17 protein-coding genes are annotated in these 17,070 nt (G+C 40.4%); 13 read left to right on the top strand and 4 right to left on the bottom strand.

What is annotated here, in order from left to right; genetic code table 11:
- Positions 1-9 precede the first annotated feature (9 nt).
- Genes CLV99_RS05485 through CLV99_RS05470 form a run of 4 tightly spaced genes read left to right on the top strand, consistent with a single transcriptional unit; the run spans position 10 to position 4,736 of the window.
- A complete protein-coding gene (locus tag CLV99_RS05485) occupies positions 10-789 on the top strand; it encodes a hypothetical protein (RefSeq protein ID WP_133583472.1) in 780 nt (259 codons plus the stop codon).
- Positions 779-1,594, top strand: coding sequence for an alpha/beta hydrolase (locus CLV99_RS05480; protein ID WP_133583471.1), 816 nt, complete (start codon positions 779-781; stop codon positions 1,592-1,594). The genes CLV99_RS05485 and CLV99_RS05480 overlap by 11 nt, the downstream gene beginning before the upstream one ends.
- 26 nt (positions 1,595-1,620) lie before the next feature.
- Positions 1,621-3,942, top strand: a complete 2,322-nt coding sequence (locus CLV99_RS05475; RefSeq protein ID WP_246032699.1) for a TonB-dependent receptor — start codon at positions 1,621-1,623, stop codon at positions 3,940-3,942.
- Positions 3,943-3,944: 2 nt separating this feature from the next.
- Complete coding sequence (locus CLV99_RS05470; protein ID WP_133583470.1) at positions 3,945-4,736, top strand: DUF4249 domain-containing protein; 792 nt, start codon at positions 3,945-3,947, stop codon at positions 4,734-4,736.
- On the opposite strand, the gene CLV99_RS05465 is transcribed toward CLV99_RS05470, so the two are convergent.
- Entirely contained in the window at positions 4,733-5,341 is a 609-nt protein-coding gene (locus tag CLV99_RS05465; RefSeq protein ID WP_133583469.1) for a polysaccharide deacetylase family protein, read from the bottom strand. The two genes, CLV99_RS05470 and CLV99_RS05465, sit on opposite strands and share 4 nt — an antisense overlap.
- Positions 5,342-5,421: 80 nt before the next feature.
- Between CLV99_RS05465 and CLV99_RS05460 the strand changes: the two genes are divergently transcribed.
- Genes CLV99_RS05460 through CLV99_RS05450 form a run of 3 tightly spaced genes read left to right on the top strand, consistent with a single transcriptional unit; the run spans position 5,422 to position 7,679 of the window.
- A complete protein-coding gene (locus tag CLV99_RS05460) occupies positions 5,422-6,333 on the top strand; it encodes a ComEA family DNA-binding protein (RefSeq protein WP_133583468.1) in 912 nt (303 codons plus the stop codon).
- 5 nt (positions 6,334-6,338) lie between these two features.
- Positions 6,339-6,866 carry an adenine phosphoribosyltransferase gene (locus tag CLV99_RS05455; RefSeq protein ID WP_133583467.1) on the top strand — a complete coding sequence of 176 codons (528 nt, stop codon included), beginning with the start codon at positions 6,339-6,341 and terminating at the stop codon, positions 6,864-6,866.
- Between the two features lie 48 nt (positions 6,867-6,914).
- The gene (locus CLV99_RS05450) at positions 6,915-7,679 is read left to right on the top strand and encodes a TerC family protein (RefSeq protein ID WP_133583466.1); all 765 of its coding nucleotides are present in this window, start codon (positions 6,915-6,917) and stop codon (positions 7,677-7,679) included.
- 46 nt (positions 7,680-7,725) lie between these two features.
- Here CLV99_RS05450 and CLV99_RS05445 read toward each other — a convergent pair whose 3' ends face one another.
- On the bottom strand, positions 7,726-8,295 hold the full coding sequence (locus tag CLV99_RS05445) for a hypothetical protein (protein WP_133583465.1): 570 nt from the start codon (positions 8,293-8,295) through the stop codon (positions 7,726-7,728).
- On the bottom strand, positions 8,279-9,817 hold the full coding sequence (gene gpmI / locus CLV99_RS05440; RefSeq protein WP_133583464.1) for a 2,3-bisphosphoglycerate-independent phosphoglycerate mutase: 1,539 nt from the start codon (positions 9,815-9,817) through the stop codon (positions 8,279-8,281). Before gpmI ends, CLV99_RS05445 begins: the two co-directional genes overlap by 17 nt.
- A gap of 126 nt (positions 9,818-9,943) precedes the next feature.
- On the opposite strand from gpmI, the gene CLV99_RS05435 reads away from it, so the two are divergent.
- The 6 genes from CLV99_RS05435 (at position 9,944) to CLV99_RS05410 (ending at position 16,316) form a co-directional block, all read left to right on the top strand.
- Entirely contained in the window at positions 9,944-10,333 is a 390-nt protein-coding gene (locus tag CLV99_RS05435; protein ID WP_133583463.1) for a DUF4783 domain-containing protein, read from the top strand.
- Between the two features lie 80 nt (positions 10,334-10,413).
- Positions 10,414-11,271: a carboxylating nicotinate-nucleotide diphosphorylase gene (gene nadC / locus CLV99_RS05430; protein WP_133583462.1), complete on the top strand. Its 858-nt coding sequence runs from the start codon at positions 10,414-10,416 to the stop codon at positions 11,269-11,271.
- A 9-nt stretch (positions 11,272-11,280) separates the two neighbouring features.
- Positions 11,281-11,928 (top strand): glycerol-3-phosphate 1-O-acyltransferase PlsY, encoded by a 648-nt coding sequence (gene plsY, locus CLV99_RS05425; RefSeq protein ID WP_133583461.1) that lies wholly within the window; start codon positions 11,281-11,283, stop codon positions 11,926-11,928.
- 75 nt (positions 11,929-12,003) lie between these two features.
- Entirely contained in the window at positions 12,004-12,807 is an 804-nt protein-coding gene (locus CLV99_RS05420) for a M48 family metallopeptidase (protein ID WP_133583460.1), read from the top strand.
- A gap of 99 nt (positions 12,808-12,906) precedes the next feature.
- Positions 12,907-13,983 (top strand): agmatinase family protein, encoded by a 1,077-nt coding sequence (locus CLV99_RS05415; RefSeq protein ID WP_133583459.1) that lies wholly within the window; start codon positions 12,907-12,909, stop codon positions 13,981-13,983.
- 119 nt (positions 13,984-14,102) lie between these two features.
- Entirely contained in the window at positions 14,103-16,316 is a 2,214-nt protein-coding gene (locus tag CLV99_RS05410) for an NADP-dependent isocitrate dehydrogenase (RefSeq protein WP_133583458.1), read from the top strand.
- 118 nt (positions 16,317-16,434) lie between these two features.
- Here CLV99_RS05410 and CLV99_RS05405 read toward each other — a convergent pair whose 3' ends face one another.
- A complete protein-coding gene (locus CLV99_RS05405) occupies positions 16,435-17,067 on the bottom strand; it encodes a nitroreductase family protein (protein ID WP_133583457.1) in 633 nt (210 codons plus the stop codon).
- Positions 17,068-17,070: the final 3 nt, after the last annotated feature.

The following is a 17,070-nucleotide window of genomic DNA, read 5'->3' as shown; positions in this document are numbered from 1 at the left end:
CCTGTAAAAATGGGAAAGCTTAAGAGTCCGAAACTGACGGAGGTGTCGGGAATAGTCTCTTCTTATGCTAACAACAGTTTGTTTTGGGTACACAACGATAGTGGTGATAAAGCAAACATTTATCTCATCGATAGTCTGGCAGACTTGAAAGCGACAGTACACCTAGAGGGAATCAATGTGGTGGATGCGGAAGATATCGCGTCTTTAATGATTGATGGGGTGCCTCATCTGCTATTGGCGGATATGGGGAATAATCTACGGAATAGAGATACACTGTCACTTTTTCTATTTAAAGAACCTGTATTGGATAAACTTAATGCATCTTATACGGTAGCTCGCAAGGATATTCTGGAGATTAGGTACAGATACCAAGATAAAAGACGGGATGCGGAGGCTTTATTTGTTGACCCGCTAGATAATATGGTCTATATCATTTCGAAACGCGATTTTAGATCTACCTTATTTAGGTTGTCTATTTCAGATAGGGCGAGAAGTACAGTGCAGGAGCTGTTTCCATTGATGCAATTGCCATTGACGTTTGTGACTGCGGCGGATATAAGGCAGGATGGCCGGTACATAGCGGTTAAAAACCTGACTTCAATTTTTATCTGGAAGCGCGATGAGAACCAAGATATCATTTCGGCGTTGAAGCGTCCCTATGTTCAGGTGCCTTATGAAATTGAACCTCAAGGGGAAGCAATTTGTTTTGATCGAAATAAACGTCGTTTTTATACTATTTCTGAACGTCCTTTTGGATTAGATTCTTATCTTTATGCGTATGAATATTAATTTTTCTCGCTACATTCTAGTAGCCATGTTTTTTATTGTAGGCTTTCAGTTGAAAGCAGCTCAAGTAGATACGATAGAGGTTTTTTCGGCGAGTATGGGGAAGAAGATAAAGACGGTGGTTATATCTCCGGATGCTAAAGGGAAACCTGTGCCGACGCTGTACCTTCTACATGGGTATTCAGGTAACTATTCAAACTGGATCAATAAGGTTCCTTATATTAAGACACTGGTAGATCGGTATAATTATATGGTGGTGTGCCCGGATGGGGGATATGGGAGTTGGTATTGGGATGTAAAGGGAGATAAAGACAATCAGTATGAGACATTCGTGAGTAAGGAGCTAGTCGCTCATGTGGAATCGAACTATGATGTCTGCCAAAGTAGAGAGAGTAGAGCTATCACAGGATTAAGCATGGGCGGGCATGGTGCATTTTATATTGGCATACGTCATCAAGATGTATATGGTGCATTAGGAAGTACTGCCGGAGGTGTGGATTTCAGACCATTTCCAAATAATTGGGAGATTGTCAATCGATTGGGCACATACGCAGAGAATAAAGAAGCTTGGGATAGTCATGTCGTAATGGAGATGCTACACCAGATAAAACCTAATAGCTTGAAACTATTTGTGGATTGTGGAACAGACGACTTTTTCTATACCGTGAATCAGAAGCTGCACGAAAAGATGACTTATCTTAATATACCACATACCTTTGTTTCCATGCCAGGAAAACATAACTGGGACTATTGGAGTCAATCCATACAATTACAAATGGCATTTTTTGATCAATTTTTTAGAAATTAGAACTTTAATTTCTCCTACCTATTTATATGCGTATACATTTATTAATTAGCAGCCTAATTATATTCACCTATTTCAACACCTTTGGGCAGGATAAAAATACAATTAGTGGTTATGTAAAAGATGCTTCTTCGGGAGAGCTTTTGATCGGTGCGGTAGTACAGGTGAAAGATGGACAACTGTCTACTTCGACTAATAGCTATGGTTATTTTTCGATGGACGTTCTGCAGAATGAGGTTGATATAATTGCTTCATTTGTTGGTTATAAACCTTTTTTTGTTAAAGTGAATGTATCGGACAAGAAGCGGCTGGCAATAGAGCTTGAACCGTTGGATAATATGCTGGAGGAGGTGGTGATATCCGGCAAAAAGAGAAACGATAATGTAACAAATGCCCAGATGGGAGCATTAAACTTTACCATGGAAGAGGTAAAGAATGTTCCTGTACTCTTCGGGGAGCGGGATATATTAAAGACGATACAGATGCTACCCGGGGTAGCCAAAGGAGGAGAAGGCTCTTCCAATTTCTACGTGCGTGGTGGTGGTGGTGATCAGAATCTCATCCTATTGGATGAGGCTACTGTATACAATGCCTCGCATCTCATGGGATTTTTCTCTACTTTCAATTCGGATGCAATAAAGGATGTCGCTTTATATAAAGGGGGCATACCTGCGCAGTATGGAGGTAGAGCTTCTTCCGTATTGGATGTACGTATGCTGGATGGAAATAATAAGAAATTTGCAGCTGAAGGAGGGTTAGGCTTGATTGCATCAAGACTCAAATTGGAAGGACCTATCGTTAAAGATAAAAGTTCGTTTATGCTATCTGGACGACGTACTTATGCAGATCTGTTCCTGAAACTTTCCAATGATGAAAAAGTGAAAAACAGCAAGTTGTATTTTTACGATTTAAACGCTAAGGCGAATTATAGATTTAATGATAAGAATACCTTGTATCTCTCTGGCTATTTTGGAAAGGATGACCTAGGCTATGGCGATCTGTTCAGTTTTGATTGGGGCAACGCGACGGCTACGGCCCGTTGGAACCATGTATTCAATGAAAAACTGTTCAGCAATACCACGTTAATATATAGCGATTTTACGTATAGGGTGAATGTATCGAGCGACGATAGCAAATTTAGAATCGCTTCCAAAATCGAGAATATAAACTTAAAACAGGATTTTTCTTACTATCGTAATAATCAGAATACCTTTCGATTCGGTATACAGGGGCTACGTCAGAAAATATCTCCTGCGAGCTTAGATGCAGGAGACAATTCTTCGGTCAACTCTATCGATATTGAGAAACGTTATGGTATCGAGGCCGCAGCTTACGCTTCGCACGAATGGAAGCCCTCTGATTGGCTATCGCTGATATACGGACTTCGGTTTACGGATTTTATGGTACAGGGTCCGGGGACATTCTATGATTTTGATGCGGATGGTGATGTGGTTGGTTCTAAGGAGTATGGAAGCTCTATTATAAAGCATCACTTAAATCTGGAGCCTCGCTTGTCGATGTCGTTTATCCTGAATCCGAAGAACAGTATTAAGCTCTCTTATAATAGGATCGTGCAGAACCTGCACCAGTTGACAAATACAACGTCATCATTGCCTACCGATCAGTTTGTATTGAGCAGTATAAATATTAAACCACAATATGCAGATCAGGTGGCTGTCGGCTATTTCAGGAATTTTGCGGATAATGGGTATGAATTGTCTGTAGAGTCTTATTATAAGTATATGGGTAATCAGATCGACTTTAGAAACGGAGCCGATCTACAGGCCAATAAATATCTGGAAGGGGAGTTGTTATTCGGCCAAGGAAGGGCTTACGGCCTAGAGTGGCTTCTCCGGAAGAAACAGGGCAGATTCAATGGATGGGTAAGTTATACATTGGGTAAGAGTGAGCGGCAGTTTGATCAGATCAACGATGGGCAGTGGTTTAATGCTCGGCAGGATAGAACGCACGACGTTTCTGTGGTAGCAATGTATGAACTGACAAAGAAATGGAGTTTAGGTGCAAACTTTGTATACTACACGGGTAATGCCATAACTTATCCAAGTGGAAAATATAGTGTGAATGGTAATACGATGTTCTATTATACGGAGAGGAATGGATATCGAATGCCAGATTATCATCGGTTGGATATCTCGGCTACCTATGAGCCGAAACCTCTTCATAAACGTTTTCATTCGAGCTGGTCCTTTGGTTTATACAATGTGTACAACAGAAAGAATGCATATATTATTGACTTTAGAGAGAATGAGAATAATGCAAACATAACGGAAGCATATCGTATTGCATTGTTTGGCGCTATTCCTTCGGTAACCTGGAACTTTAAATTTTAACTATGAAATTGCTCAGATTCTATATATTAATGAGTTTCGCTTTTCTGTTGGTCTCTTGTGAAGACTTGATAGAAGTGGACTTAAACAGTGCTAATCCTAAAATCGTGATCGAGGCGGATTTGAATGATTTAAGTAATAAACAGATGATCCGGGTATCCCGAACGGTGGATTTTGGAGCTCCAATATCAAGTGAAGCTATCACGGGAGCGAAGGTGACCGTAGCAGATAGTAAGGGAAGATTGTTCGAATTTGTCGATAAAGGGGAGGGCCTCTATGTAAAGGAAGGCTTTAAACCGGTGGCGGGATTGTCTTATAACCTAACTGTAAACGTAGAGGAAGGGGTGTATCAATCATCGACCAAGATGGACGTTTTTGTGCCAGTGGATTCAATTGCCATAAAGGAAGAAACGCTGTTTAGTAAAACTTATTATTCCGTTGTTCTAAAATTTGACGACCCTAAAGATATACCCAATTATTATAAATATGATATCGCCATAAATGGTAAAGGGTTTAAGTTTGCCAGCGCCTACAGTGATAAATTTAATGATGGTCTGTACGTTTCTCATCAGATAACGGATCGGGACAATTCTATTGAGTTAGGAGATAGTGTGGTTGTACGGCGACAATGTGTGGCTAAAGAAGTGTACACCTATTGGAATGATATTCAAATGCTGAACCCAGGTAGTGCTGCTCCTGCAAACCCCACTTCGAACATATCAAATGGAGCGCTCGGATATTTTAGTGTGAGTAGCGCTAAGGAGTATGGTCTTAGAGTAGTAAAAGAGAGTAACTAGAGCGTATCAAAGGTATATCCTTTTTCTAGAAAATGGGCTATAACTCTTGGTAGCGCATATTTGACCCTAGGAATGGCTTTTAAGTTGTCATGAAAGACAATGATGGAGCCATTTTTAGTATGCTTTAAAACATTTTTATAGCATTGTTCTGGACTAAGCTTAAGATCGAAATCACCTGATAATACGTCATAGTAAATAAGCTCATATTCTTTGTTTAACAGATTGATCTGTGACTTTGTTGCTCGCGCATAGGGAGGCCTGAAGAGGTTGCTTTGTGTATGCTGTTGGCAGAGTTCGATGTTTTGAAAATAGATGTCATCTGCAGTATCCCATCCTTTGAGATGATTGAACGTGTGATTACCTATGCGATGTCCCTCTAGAATAAGACGCTGATAGATAGTGGGATGTTTAACAATGTTTTCGCCTACACAGAAGAATGTCGCTTTAATTTGGTGCTCTTGTAGGAGATCCAAAATCCAGGGGGTAATCTCCGGAATGGGGCCATCGTCAAATGTTAAGTATATCTTCTTATCCAACCGGGACCTGTTCCAGGTTACATTAGGATACATCCAACGTAGAAAAAAGGGAGCGTTGACAAAATACATTTCAGATTACCATATTAATTTACCAAATTTAAGTAAAGATTATTAACCAATTGGTCTCAAATATAAAACAGAGGCTATTTATGAAGAAGTTTTTTAAATATTTTGAACTTTCTCTGGCTGAGCAACGTGGTTTTATAATGCTCAGCGTGCTTATTCTGTGTCAACTTGCAGTGCCTTATTTGTACGATATGGTCCGCAAGGAGGAATCATTGGACTATGAGCTGACCTTTCTGGAACAGGAAGATATCCAGACTCATGAAGGCGCTGAGGAGAGAAAAATCAATAGAAACTCTAATAAGAAGCTTCTTCCACTTACAATGTTTGACCCAAATGGGTTGTCTATCGAACAATGGGGACGTCTGGGGCTGTCTCATAAGCAAGCTCAGGCAATTAAGAATTATGAAGCAAAAGGTGGAAAGTTCCTGAATAAGGAGGATTTGTCCAAAATGTATACTATTTCGAAGGCGCAGTACGAACGATTGGCTCCCTATGTCAAGATTGATAAAAGTAAATTGATAGATAAGGGGGAAGGCATGTTTGCACAAGAAGCAAAGACCGCAGAAGGACAGAAAGCTATTGAAAGGAAAAGTACGCCGCTGATCGATATTACGACTGCAGATAGTGTCGATTGGGTGACATTACGAGGTATTGGACCTGTATTTGCCAAACGGATTGTCAATTATCGAAATGCGCTAGGAGGTTTCTGTGATGTCAATCAGATTGCCGAAGTATATGGGCTTCCACCAGAGACTTATGAGTCTATACGACAACAGTTATATCTTGGAGCTGCTACGGCTATACGGAAAATTGCGATAAATAGGTGTACAATCGATGAACTTTCAAAGCATCCGTATATTTCTAGGAAGCACGCACAATGGATAGTCAATTATAGGGCGCAGCATGGAGGGTATAAAAATTTGGAAAGTTTAACAGGAATCGAGCTATTGGATCAAGATTTTTTGCGTAAAATTGAGCCGTATTTAGAATTTTAAGTAAGATGTTAGAACAAAAACTGCGGTCTGTCGTTCGCGATATTCCTGATTTCCCAACTCCTGGAGTTGTATTCAAAGATATTACCCCTATACTGAAAGACGCTGGCCTCTGTATGGCAATTGTTGATGATTTGGTGGAGCGCCTCAAAGGGATAGACATCGATGTGATAGCAGGAGTGGAGAGCCGGGGTTTTTTGTTTGGATTGATGCTGGCTACGAGATTAGGTATTCCGTTCGTTCCAATCAGAAAGCAGGGACGACTGCCTTACAAAACAATAGCTGAATCTTATAAGTTAGAATATGGTCAAGCGACAATCGAAATGCATGAAGATGCTATTGATCCCGGAGCACGGGTGTTGGTTCACGATGATTTACTCGCTACGGGAGGCACTGTTGTAGCGAGTGCCAAGCTAATCGAAAAGCTTGGAGGGGTAGTGGTAGGATTTTCGTTTATAATAAGCCTGGATTTTCTGAAAGGAGAGGGACGATTAACCCGTTTTAGCGACAATATTATTTCTTTGGTCAGGTATTAGGAATATTCGTTCTATTTTTTATTTTTACGGTTAAAAAAAATATAATATATGGAATGGATCACTGACCCACAAATCTGGATTTCTTTTTTAACATTGACTGTACTGGAGATTGTACTCGGTATAGATAATATTGTTTTTATATCTATTCAAAGTGCCAAACTGCCTGTAGAACAGCAAAAGAAAGCAAGACAGATCGGTCTTTTGTTGGCATTGGTGATGCGCGTACTGCTTCTGTTTTCAATAAAATGGGTTATGGGTCTTACCGCCCCACTTATTAATCTCTCGGAGTGGTTCGACTGGACTAATGAAAAGTATGCACGATACTTTGTTTTGTCTGGACGTGATCTGATTCTCTTTATCGGTGGATTATTTTTGATTTATAAAAGTACGACCGAAATTCACCATAAGGTGGAAGGTGAGGTAGAGATGGCTACAGTAGGTAAGAAAGTGGTTTCATTTGCTTCCATCATCGTACAGATACTTATTTTAGATTTAGTATTCTCTTTAGATTCCGTGATTACGGCTGTCGGTATGGTGGATCAGATCGGAGTGATGATTGCTTCGGTTATAGTCGCTGTAGGCATTATGCTGTTGTCAGCAGAATCGATTAGCAAATTTGTTAATGACTATCCATCAGTGAAAATGCTGGCTTTGGCATTCTTATTATTGATCGGGGTATCTCTTACGGCTGAGGCTTTTGATCAGCATATCCCTAAAGGATATATCTACTTTGCGATGGCATTTTCGGTACTGGTGGAATACCTAAATATCAAGTCTCAGAAAAAGGCATTGAAGAAAAAGGAAAATGGATAATGAAAAAGGCCGGTCTACATAGACCGGCCTTTTTTTTGAATGTGCATTACTCTATTATACCCATTATTTTGTAATGTTGGGTACCCAACATATACACAGATTGTAGTTTATCTATACTGTAGCTTTTGCCTTTGATATACTCTAGGTTTTCTGAAGTATTGTACAACAGATTTTGTGTGGACTTTTTAATGGTAAATTGTGTAGGGATATTGTCCACATATACAATTTTTAAAGAAGATAGATCCACAGAAGAGTCTGTAAAGGTATAAACAACGGTATGGTCCGTACTATCTTTTTGAAAAGTGCCCCGATAGGCAGCTTTGTTAAGATCTACAGCTAGAAAGCTAGTTAACTCTTTGTTCCAATCTGCAATAATCAGCTCTTTGGTTTCTGATATACTGTCCTTTTGTACTGTCTTTTTTATCTTCGGTTTCGCAGTATTCAACGATGCGATTTCTTTCTGAAAAAAAGAAGGTAAATCGAATTCAGGAGCGACTAGATTCCCTTTTTTTTCAGCAGAGGGTGACTCGCAGGATAAACTTAGCCCTACACTGAGGCTAAGAAGCCCCAGCGCAACAGCTCTTTGTTTTTTATGATAATTAATATACCAGAACATCACCAGTCATTTCTGTTGGAATGTTTAGACCTAATAGTTTAAGAACGGTCGGAGCAACATCCCCAAGTTTTCCATCTTTTATATGCGTATAGTCCTTATCAATCAATATACAAGGCACCAGATTGGTGGTGTGAGCAGTGTTTGGTGATCCATCTTCATTGACCATAAACTCGGAGTTACCGTGGTCGGCCAATATAATGAAGGAGTAACCATAAGCTAGACCTGTCTCTACTACCTGCTGTGTACAGCGGTCGACCGTCTCTACAGCCTTGACTACTGCATCAAATACACCAGTATGTCCAACCATGTCTGGATTGGCAAAGTTGAGACATATAAAATCAGGTTGGTTATTTCTGATATCCTCAGAGATTGCCTGTGTAATACCGACAGCACTCATTTCAGGTTGTAGATCGTAGGTAGCAACTTTTGGTGAAGGTATCAATAGGCGACGCTCGCCATCAAACTCGGTCTCCCGACCTCCGGAAAAGAAGAATGTAACGTGTGGGTATTTTTCCGTTTCCGCTATACGGACCTGTGTTTTTCCTTGTGCAGCTAGCGCTTCGCCAAGTGTTTGAGAGAGGTTATCTTTCTCAAAAACGACATTCACATTTTTAAAAGTCTCATCGTAGGCCGTCATGGTAACATAATATAAGTCTAAAGGAACCATATTATAGTCTGGGAATGCCTCTTGTGTAAGGGCGATTGATATTTCGCGTCCACGGTCCGTTCTAAAGTTGAAACAGATAACCACATCGCCATCGGAAATAGTAGCTACAGGTAAACCATTACCGTCCACCATGACGATAGGTTTGATAAACTCGTCGGTGATTCCCTCGGCATACGAATGCTGTACTGCAGAAATGATATCTGTGGTATGGGTACCCGCACCCTGAGTAAGCAAGTTATAAGCCTGCTGTACGCGTTCCCAACGATTATCCCTGTCCATGGCATAGTAACGCCCTATAGCAGAGGCTATTTTTCCGCACGAATGCGCTAGATGGGATTGTAGATCCTGAAGGTAGCCTACGCCGCCATTAGGATCGGTATCACGACCATCCATAAAGGCATGAATGAATACATTATCGTTGGATAGACCAAACTTTTGTGCGGCATCACATAATGCTTTGAGATGTTCGATATGTGCATGTACGCCACCATCGGATAATAGCCCTATAAAATGCACCTTTTTATTATTCGTACTAGCGTATTGAAAGGCCTTCTGTATGGTAGGGTCACTGTTAAAATCACCTTCGCGCGCAGCTTTGTTGATACGACCTAATTCTTGGTATACCACGCGACCGGCACCTAGATTCATATGGCCCACTTCAGAATTGCCCATTTGGCCTTCAGGTAAGCCTACAGATTCACCGGACGCTTCTAATTTAGAGTTCGGATAGGTTGATAGCAACTTGTCTAGAAAAGGTATCTGTGCAGCACGTACTGCATTTGAATTATCTTCTTTGCCATACCCTAATCCATCCAGGATGAGTAAGGCTACTTTCTTTTGATTTGAATTGTTCACACACAAATATAATGATTTTAAAAGAGAAATTTTTGATTAAACTAGGTTTAAACATCGTAATTGTGGCATAGTTTTGGCTCAGTACTTAGCCTTTTAAACCGTGTTATTATACTTTATTTGCTTTAGATGATACTGACCAAGAGATCTGTTTTTATTGCTTTTCCTGTGTTCATTTTGTTGTGTGCTTTTCAGGTCACAGACATAAACAGCTTAGTCATTCAAGCACTGAAAGGTAATAATGCGAAAGCGCTGACAAAGAGTTTTTCGTCATCTATTACACTTTCGATCAATCGCGAGGAGCAGGTGGTCACGAGATTTCAGGGGGAATTACTTTTAGCCGATTTTTTTAGACAGTATAAGGTGACAGAGGTAAAGCGCATGACCGCTGCTGGCAATAGTCCGTCCAATCGCTATTTCATCTATAGTATTAAAACTACAAAACAAAATTTTCGTGTTTTGGTCAAAGTGATTGAGTTGAAGGGAGCTGCATCGATATCAGAGCTTCGTATCGAGTGATAATACAGGAGTTAATACACAATTATTTTTTAGAATAAATTTATTTTATTCATCTTAGCTTAATATTTGACGCTAATTAAATGGATCAAGAGTATAAGAAAGAGTTGAGCAATTTTGTTCAACAGGCTTTGGAGGAAGATGTTAGAGATGGAGACCATACTTCTTTGGCGGCATTGCCGGAGGATAAACTGGGCGAAGCAAAATTATTGGTAAAGGAGGATGGGATCTTGGCCGGCGTAGAGGTGGGAGTCGAGATATTACGTCAGGTCGATTCTTCATTACAGGTCGAGGTTTTTATTGAAGATGGGAAGCAGGTAAAGGTTGGGGATATCGTATTGATTGCCAAAGGCAAAATTCATTCTATTCTAAAGGCCGAACGTCTGGTATTGAATGTGATGCAACGTATGTCTGGGATCGCTACTCGGACAGCCGAGTATGTCAAAGAATTGGAAGGAACCAATGCACATGTCTTGGATACAAGAAAGACAACACCTTTGCTCCGGTTTTTAGAAAAAAGAGCCGTGGTAATAGGAGGAGGAGTCAATCATCGTTTCGGACTGTACGATATGATATTGATTAAAGATAATCATGTTGATTATGCTGGCAGTGTCTCTGCGGCTGTGAATAATGCGGTGGATTATAAGAAGCGCACGGGCATCGATATTCAGATAGAAGTAGAGATCCGTAATTTTGAAGAATTAAAGGAGCTCCTTCAATGTACAGGAGTAGATCGTGTGATGTTCGATAATTTTGTGCCTGATGATGTACGAAAAGCGGTACAGCTAGTAGATGGTAGACTCATAACTGAAGCTTCTGGTGGAATTACCTTAGAAACAATTCGTTCGTACGCTGTGACAGGGGTAGACTTTATATCCGTAGGTGCATTGACACACTCGGTAAAAAGTCTCGATTTGAGTTTGAAAGCTAAACTTATTTAATAGGATTTAATGATTTCGATTTACTTAGTAAGTATTGTAATTCTTGCCTATTTATTTGGTTCCATACCTACAGCTGTATGGTTTGGTCAAGCTTTTTATGGGGTAGATGTTAGAGAGTACGGTAGTGGTAATGCAGGAGCTACCAATACGTTCCGTGTATTAGGGAAGAAGGCTGGCGCTATCGTTATGTTTGTTGATATTTTTAAAGGTTGGACGGCAACTAATCTCCCTTATCTATTGGATACCACCATTGTAGGCGATTATAAGTCACCGCATTTTGTCAATTTTCAATTGGCTCTTGGGGTGATTGCTGTTCTGGGCCATTTATTCCCATTGTTCGCTGGATTTAGAGGAGGAAAGGGTGTGGCCACCTTATTTGGGATGGTACTCGCTATACATTGGCCAGCAGCATTATGTTGTGTGTCTGTATTTATATTGTGCTTGCTGATTACACATTATGTTTCATTGAGCTCGATTTCGGCCGGATTTACTTTTCCGATCAGTTTAGCATTGATTTTTAAGACGACGGTACCATCGATTATGCTATATGCTATTGCGATATGTGCATTAATATTGATAACACATCAAAAGAATATTGAACGACTCTTAAAGGGACATGAATCTAAGATTTACCTGTTCAAGAAAAAGAAAGAATAATTAAACTTTTAGGCATACGGTTTGTTTTAAAAAATCTAGTACAGAGAGTCAATATCTAATTATAAGTTTATACAGATGAAAAAGCTATTTAAATACACGGCGATTTTGTTGATCGGAGCAACATTCGCTGGTTGTGCTACCTCAGCAATCACGGGTAGGAAATATCTTAAATTGGTAGATAGTAGTACAATAAATGACCAGGCAGCATTGGCATATAAGGAGTTTTTATCCAATTCTAGCACGAAGGTCGTTACCGGAACAGCTAATGCTACTGCTGTAAAACGGGTGGGTAATGATATCGCCGCGGCTACTATGCGGTTTTTACAACAGCGAGGTATGGCAGATCGTTACAACTTTAACTGGGAGTTTAATCTTATCCAGAACGACGAAGTCAATGCTTGGTGTATGCCAGGCGGTAAGGTCGCTGTATTTACAGGTATTCTGCCATTTACAGGTACAGATGCCGGCCTAGCGACTGTAATGGGACATGAAATTGCGCACGCGATTGAAGAGCACTCTGTAGCACAGGTCTCTAACAAAATCGCAGCACAGGGGATTGGGCAGATAATCGGTGTAGCTTCAGCAACTACAGATAATAAATGGCTGGATGCACTCAATCTGACTTATGGTATTGGAGCACCTATTGGTATGCTAAAATTCTCCAGAGATGACGAATTAGCAGCGGATAGAGCAGGATTAATTATTATGGCTATGGCTGGATATAATCCCAATGAAGCGGTCAAATTCTGGGAGCGTATGGCTGGTGCCAAATCTGGTAATCAACCTGCGGAGTGGACGAGTACACACCCTAGTGATGCAAGAAGGATTACACAGCTTCAGAGTCTAATACCTGAAGCGATGAAATACTATAAAAAATAAACTTTTACAAAAGCTATAGAAACAGCAACCATTTAAATGGTTGCTGTTTTATTTTTATAGAAATAGTATCTTTGCGACACGTATTAAAAAATGCTATTTATGTCAACAAAAGAAGATAAGATTGCAACTTTTGATCCTTCTCAACCAGGATTAGCAGATGCAAGTATTTATGGATTGCCTTTTTCGGCAGAGGAGAGTGAAATTATTATTGTTTCCGTGCCTTGGGAAGTAACGGTGAGCTATGGTGCAGGAGCCTCTGAAGGTCCGGAAGCGATATTGGATGCTTCATTTCAAGTAGACCTATTGCATCAGGAATTTCCAGAGTTATGGAAATTGGGCATCTATCTAGACGAAGGACCTGCGCATTGGAAAACAAATAGCGCCATGTACAAAGATATGGCTCAACCTATTATCGAGGCCTTAGAGAATGGTGAGGTAGTGGATGACAATCCTGTTTTAAAGGCGGGCTTAGCTAAAATAAATGAAGCCTCAGCAGTGCTCAATGCCGAACTTAAAGAGCTTGTTACTTCATGGATAAATAAAGGCAAGAAAGTTATCTTATTGGGTGGAGATCATTCTACTCCTTATGGTTATTATCAAGCTCTAGCATCGATTTATGGCGACTTTGGTATATTTCACTTTGACGCACATATGGATTTGCGGATTGCATATGAAGGATTTACCTACTCACATGCTTCTATCATGTACAATGCGATACAGTTGCCGGAGGTGTCTAAGCTCGTACAGGTTGGTATCCGTGATTTCTGCGAGCAGGAAGTAGAAGTTGTCAAAGGTTCATCGAAAGTGAAGGTCTTTACCGATGCTGATTTGAAAAAGGGGCAATTTGAGGGCAAGACCTGGCAAGAGCAGGTCGACGAAGCTATTGCATTATTACCGGACAATGTAGCGGTGAGCTTCGATATTGATGCCCTGTATCAGTGGTATTGCCCGAATACCGGTACACCTGTACCGGGAGGTCTATCTTACGAGCAGGCGGTATATGCCTTAAGTCGTCTTGCGGAATCAAATAAGAAAATCATTGGAATGGACTTAGTTGAAGTCGCTCCAGGTGAGGACGAATGGGACGGAAACGTAGGTGCTCGCTTGTTATTCCATATGTGTGGCGTATTGGCAAAAAACAATGGCCTGGCAGTTGGAAACAAAGTCATATTTTAGGCTTTTATGCGTATTTACCTTTGATTTTGTTATCTTTAGGCGAATTTTGAAAATATCTACTAAATATTTCAATATTCAGACTCTTAAAACGAAAAATTAATAATACTTCAACAGAAACTATGTCTTCTAAGATTATTTACACCAAAACAGATGAGGCGCCACTATTGGCTACTTATTCCTTTTTACCGATTGTACAAGCATTTGCAAAAACTGCTGATATTGACGTTGAGTTGAGAGATATTTCATTGGCTGGACGTATTCTTGCCAATTTTAATTCGTATTTGAAACCAGAGCAACAGACAGTAGATGCTTTAGCAGAATTGGGGCAGTTAGCTACTACACCTGACGCGAATATTATTAAGTTACCAAATATTTCGGCTTCTATACCTCAATTAAAAGCGGCTATTGCAGAATTGCAGCTTGCAGGCTACGCAATACCTAATTACCCAGATAACCCTTCTAATGATGAAGAAGAAAAAATCAAAGCAAGTTATGCTAAGGTTTTGGGCTCGGCTGTAAATCCGGTATTGAGAGAAGGAAACTCGGACCGTAGAGCACCGAAAGCAGTAAAGAACTATGCAAAAGCAAATCCACATAGAATGGGCGCTTGGGCCGCAGATAGTAAGACGAAGGTTGCTTCTATGACAGAGGGCGATTTTTATGCGACAGAGCAATCTGTGACCATAGAAAAAGAGTCTCAGTATAAGATAGAATTTGTTGCTGCAGACGGTTCTGTAAAAGAATTAAAAGGTTTAGCTCCTTTGAAAGCGGGCGAAGTCATTGACTCTTCCGTCATGAATGTTGCTAAATTAAAAGACTTCGTTGCAGCTACTATTGCAGAAGCTAAAGCAGCTGGAGTTTTATTGTCAGCACACTTAAAAGCAACTATGATGAAGGTTTCAGACCCTATCATCTTTGGTGCTATTGTAGAAGTATATTTTAAAGAAGTATTTGCAAAATATGGCGAATTGTTTGCTTCTTTAGGTATCAATAAAAATAACGGCTTGGGCGAGGTATTCGCTAAAATTGCGGGCAATGAAAAAGAAGGCGAAGTTAAAGCCGCTATCGAGGCTGCTATAGCTAACGGCCCTGATTTGGCTATGGTTAACTCTGATAAAGGAATTACCAATCTTCACGTTCCTTCTGACGTAATCGTAGATGCTTCTATGCCTGCAATGATACGTATAGGCGGTAAAATGTGGGATAAAGCAGGTGCAGAACGTGATACCATTGCGATGATTCCAGACCGTTCGTATGCGGGAGTCTACGAAGCTATGATTGAAGACTGTAAAGAAAATGGAGCGTTAGATCCTAAAACAATGGGATCTGTGCCAAACGTAGGTTTGATGGCGCAGAAAGCAGAGGAATACGGTTCTCATGATAAAACTTTTCAAGCGACAGCTAAAGGTACAATCCGTGTTGTAGATGCAAATGGCGATGTATACATGAGCCAAGCTGTAGAAGCTGGCGATATCTTCCGTATGTGTCAGACAAAAGATGCTCCTATTCAAGACTGGGTTAAGTTAGCAGTTAACCGTGCTCGTCTATCGGCTACTCCGGCAGTATTCTGGTTGGACGAGGCGCGTGCACACGATAGAGAAATTATTAAGAAAGTAGAGAAATACCTAGGTGATTTTGATACAAATGGTTTAGATATCTTCGTAATGTCTCCAGTAGAGGCTACTAGATTCTCATTAGACCGTATTCGTGAAGGAGAAGACACTATTTCTGTAACTGGTAATGTTTTACGCGATTATCTTACCGATTTATTCCCAATCTTAGAAGTTGGTACTTCTGCTAAGATGTTATCTATCGTTCCTTTAATGAATGGTGGTGGCCTATTCGAAACAGGAGCAGGCGGTTCAGCACCGAAGCACGTAGAACAATTCTTAGAAGAAGGCTATTTGCGTTGGGATTCATTAGGTGAGTTCTTGGCTTTACAGGCTTCTTTGGAGCATTTGGCACAAACACAGAATAATAGCAAAGCTCAGGTTCTGGCAGATGCTTTGGATGAGGCAAATGCATTGTTCTTGGCTAATGACAAATCTCCGGCACGTAAAGTAGGTCAGATAGACAACCGTGGTTCACATTTCTACCTGACATTATACTGGGCTCAGGAATTGGCAAAACAAACTAAAGATGCTGATTTAGCAGCTAAATTTGCAGTAGTGGCCGAAACGTTGACAGCCAATGAAGCTAAAATCAATGAAGAATTGATTGCTGCACAAGGTAAAGCGCAACGTATTGGTGGCTATTACTTCCCGAATGATGAGCTTGCTTCTACAGCAATGCGTCCTTCAGCAACATTGAATACGGCGATTGCAGGAATTTAGTAATCCTCAATCCAATATAATCAAGTCTCTCTATTCATAAATAGAGAGACTTTTTTTTACACACAAAAAAAGCCCCAACCATTCGGTATAGGGCTTGTTCAATAGAAAATATAAAAAATTAATTAAAATTGATGACGAAGTCTTCTGGTTTTGTTCTCACTTTTTTCAAATTGACCAACCAGTCATTTGATTCATCTCTATAACCTAGTGCCAGTATAGTAACCGATTTAAGTCCCAATTTGTCAAGTCCCAAAAGCTCGTCCAGTTGCGCATTTGTAAAACCTTCCATCGGCGTGGCATCCACGCGTTGCTCTGCTGCTGCTGCGATCGCCATTCCGAAGCCAATATAGGCTTGTCGTGCAGCATGTGCAAAGTGTTGTTCTTTTGTTTGTTGCGCAAACATACCAAATAAGGTATTCTTATAGTCGTCCGAGGTGCCTAATGGTAATTCCCGTTCTGTTTCCTGCTGTGCGAATACGGCATCTACACGTTCTTTTGTATACTCGTCATAAGCCGCAAAAATCAAAAGATGAGAAGAGTCCACAATCTGTGTCTGTCCGAATGCGATAGGTTTAATTTTAGCTTTAAGCTCCGGATTGCTTACCTGTATAACTTTAAATGGTTGTAATCCCGACGAGGTAGGGGCCATTCTAGCTGCTTCGATAATATAGTCTACTTTTTCTTGTGCTACCGGAGCGCCGTTCATTTTTTTAGTGGCATATCTCCAGGATAAGTCTTGTAATAAGCTCATTGT

This window comes from Sphingobacterium yanglingense (assembly GCF_004363245.1).
Classification (GTDB): Bacteria; Bacteroidota; Bacteroidia; order Sphingobacteriales; family Sphingobacteriaceae; genus Sphingobacterium; species Sphingobacterium yanglingense.
Note: the sequence above shows the minus strand (reverse complement) of the source record. Positions and strands in the feature narration are given on the sequence as shown.

Bases quoted from the DNA above. Each gene is read 5' to 3' on its own strand.
- CLV99_RS05485 (WP_133583472.1), top strand. From the start codon at position 10: ATGGGAAAGCTTAAGAGTCCGAAACTGACGGAGGTGTCGGGAATAGTC.
- CLV99_RS05480 (WP_133583471.1), top strand. From the start codon at position 779: ATGAATATTAATTTTTCTCGCTACATTCTAGTAGCCATGTTTTTTATT.
- CLV99_RS05475 (WP_246032699.1), top strand. From the start codon at position 1,621: ATGCGTATACATTTATTAATTAGCAGCCTAATTATATTCACCTATTTC.
- CLV99_RS05470 (WP_133583470.1), top strand. From the start codon at position 3,945: ATGAAATTGCTCAGATTCTATATATTAATGAGTTTCGCTTTTCTGTTG.
- CLV99_RS05465 (WP_133583469.1), bottom strand. From the start codon at position 5,341: ATGTATTTTGTCAACGCTCCCTTTTTTCTACGTTGGATGTATCCTAAT.
- CLV99_RS05460 (WP_133583468.1), top strand. From the start codon at position 5,422: ATGAAGAAGTTTTTTAAATATTTTGAACTTTCTCTGGCTGAGCAACGT.
- CLV99_RS05455 (WP_133583467.1), top strand. From the start codon at position 6,339: ATGTTAGAACAAAAACTGCGGTCTGTCGTTCGCGATATTCCTGATTTC.
- CLV99_RS05450 (WP_133583466.1), top strand. From the start codon at position 6,915: ATGGAATGGATCACTGACCCACAAATCTGGATTTCTTTTTTAACATTG.
- CLV99_RS05445 (WP_133583465.1), bottom strand. From the start codon at position 8,295: ATGTTCTGGTATATTAATTATCATAAAAAACAAAGAGCTGTTGCGCTG.
- CLV99_RS05435 (WP_133583463.1), top strand. From the start codon at position 9,944: ATGATACTGACCAAGAGATCTGTTTTTATTGCTTTTCCTGTGTTCATT.
- nadC (WP_133583462.1), top strand. From the start codon at position 10,414: ATGGATCAAGAGTATAAGAAAGAGTTGAGCAATTTTGTTCAACAGGCT.
- plsY (WP_133583461.1), top strand. From the start codon at position 11,281: ATGATTTCGATTTACTTAGTAAGTATTGTAATTCTTGCCTATTTATTT.
- CLV99_RS05420 (WP_133583460.1), top strand. From the start codon at position 12,004: ATGAAAAAGCTATTTAAATACACGGCGATTTTGTTGATCGGAGCAACA.
- CLV99_RS05415 (WP_133583459.1), top strand. From the start codon at position 12,907: ATGTCAACAAAAGAAGATAAGATTGCAACTTTTGATCCTTCTCAACCA.
- CLV99_RS05410 (WP_133583458.1), top strand. From the start codon at position 14,103: ATGTCTTCTAAGATTATTTACACCAAAACAGATGAGGCGCCACTATTG.
- CLV99_RS05405 (WP_133583457.1), bottom strand. From the start codon at position 17,067: ATGAGCTTATTACAAGACTTATCCTGGAGATATGCCACTAAAAAAATG.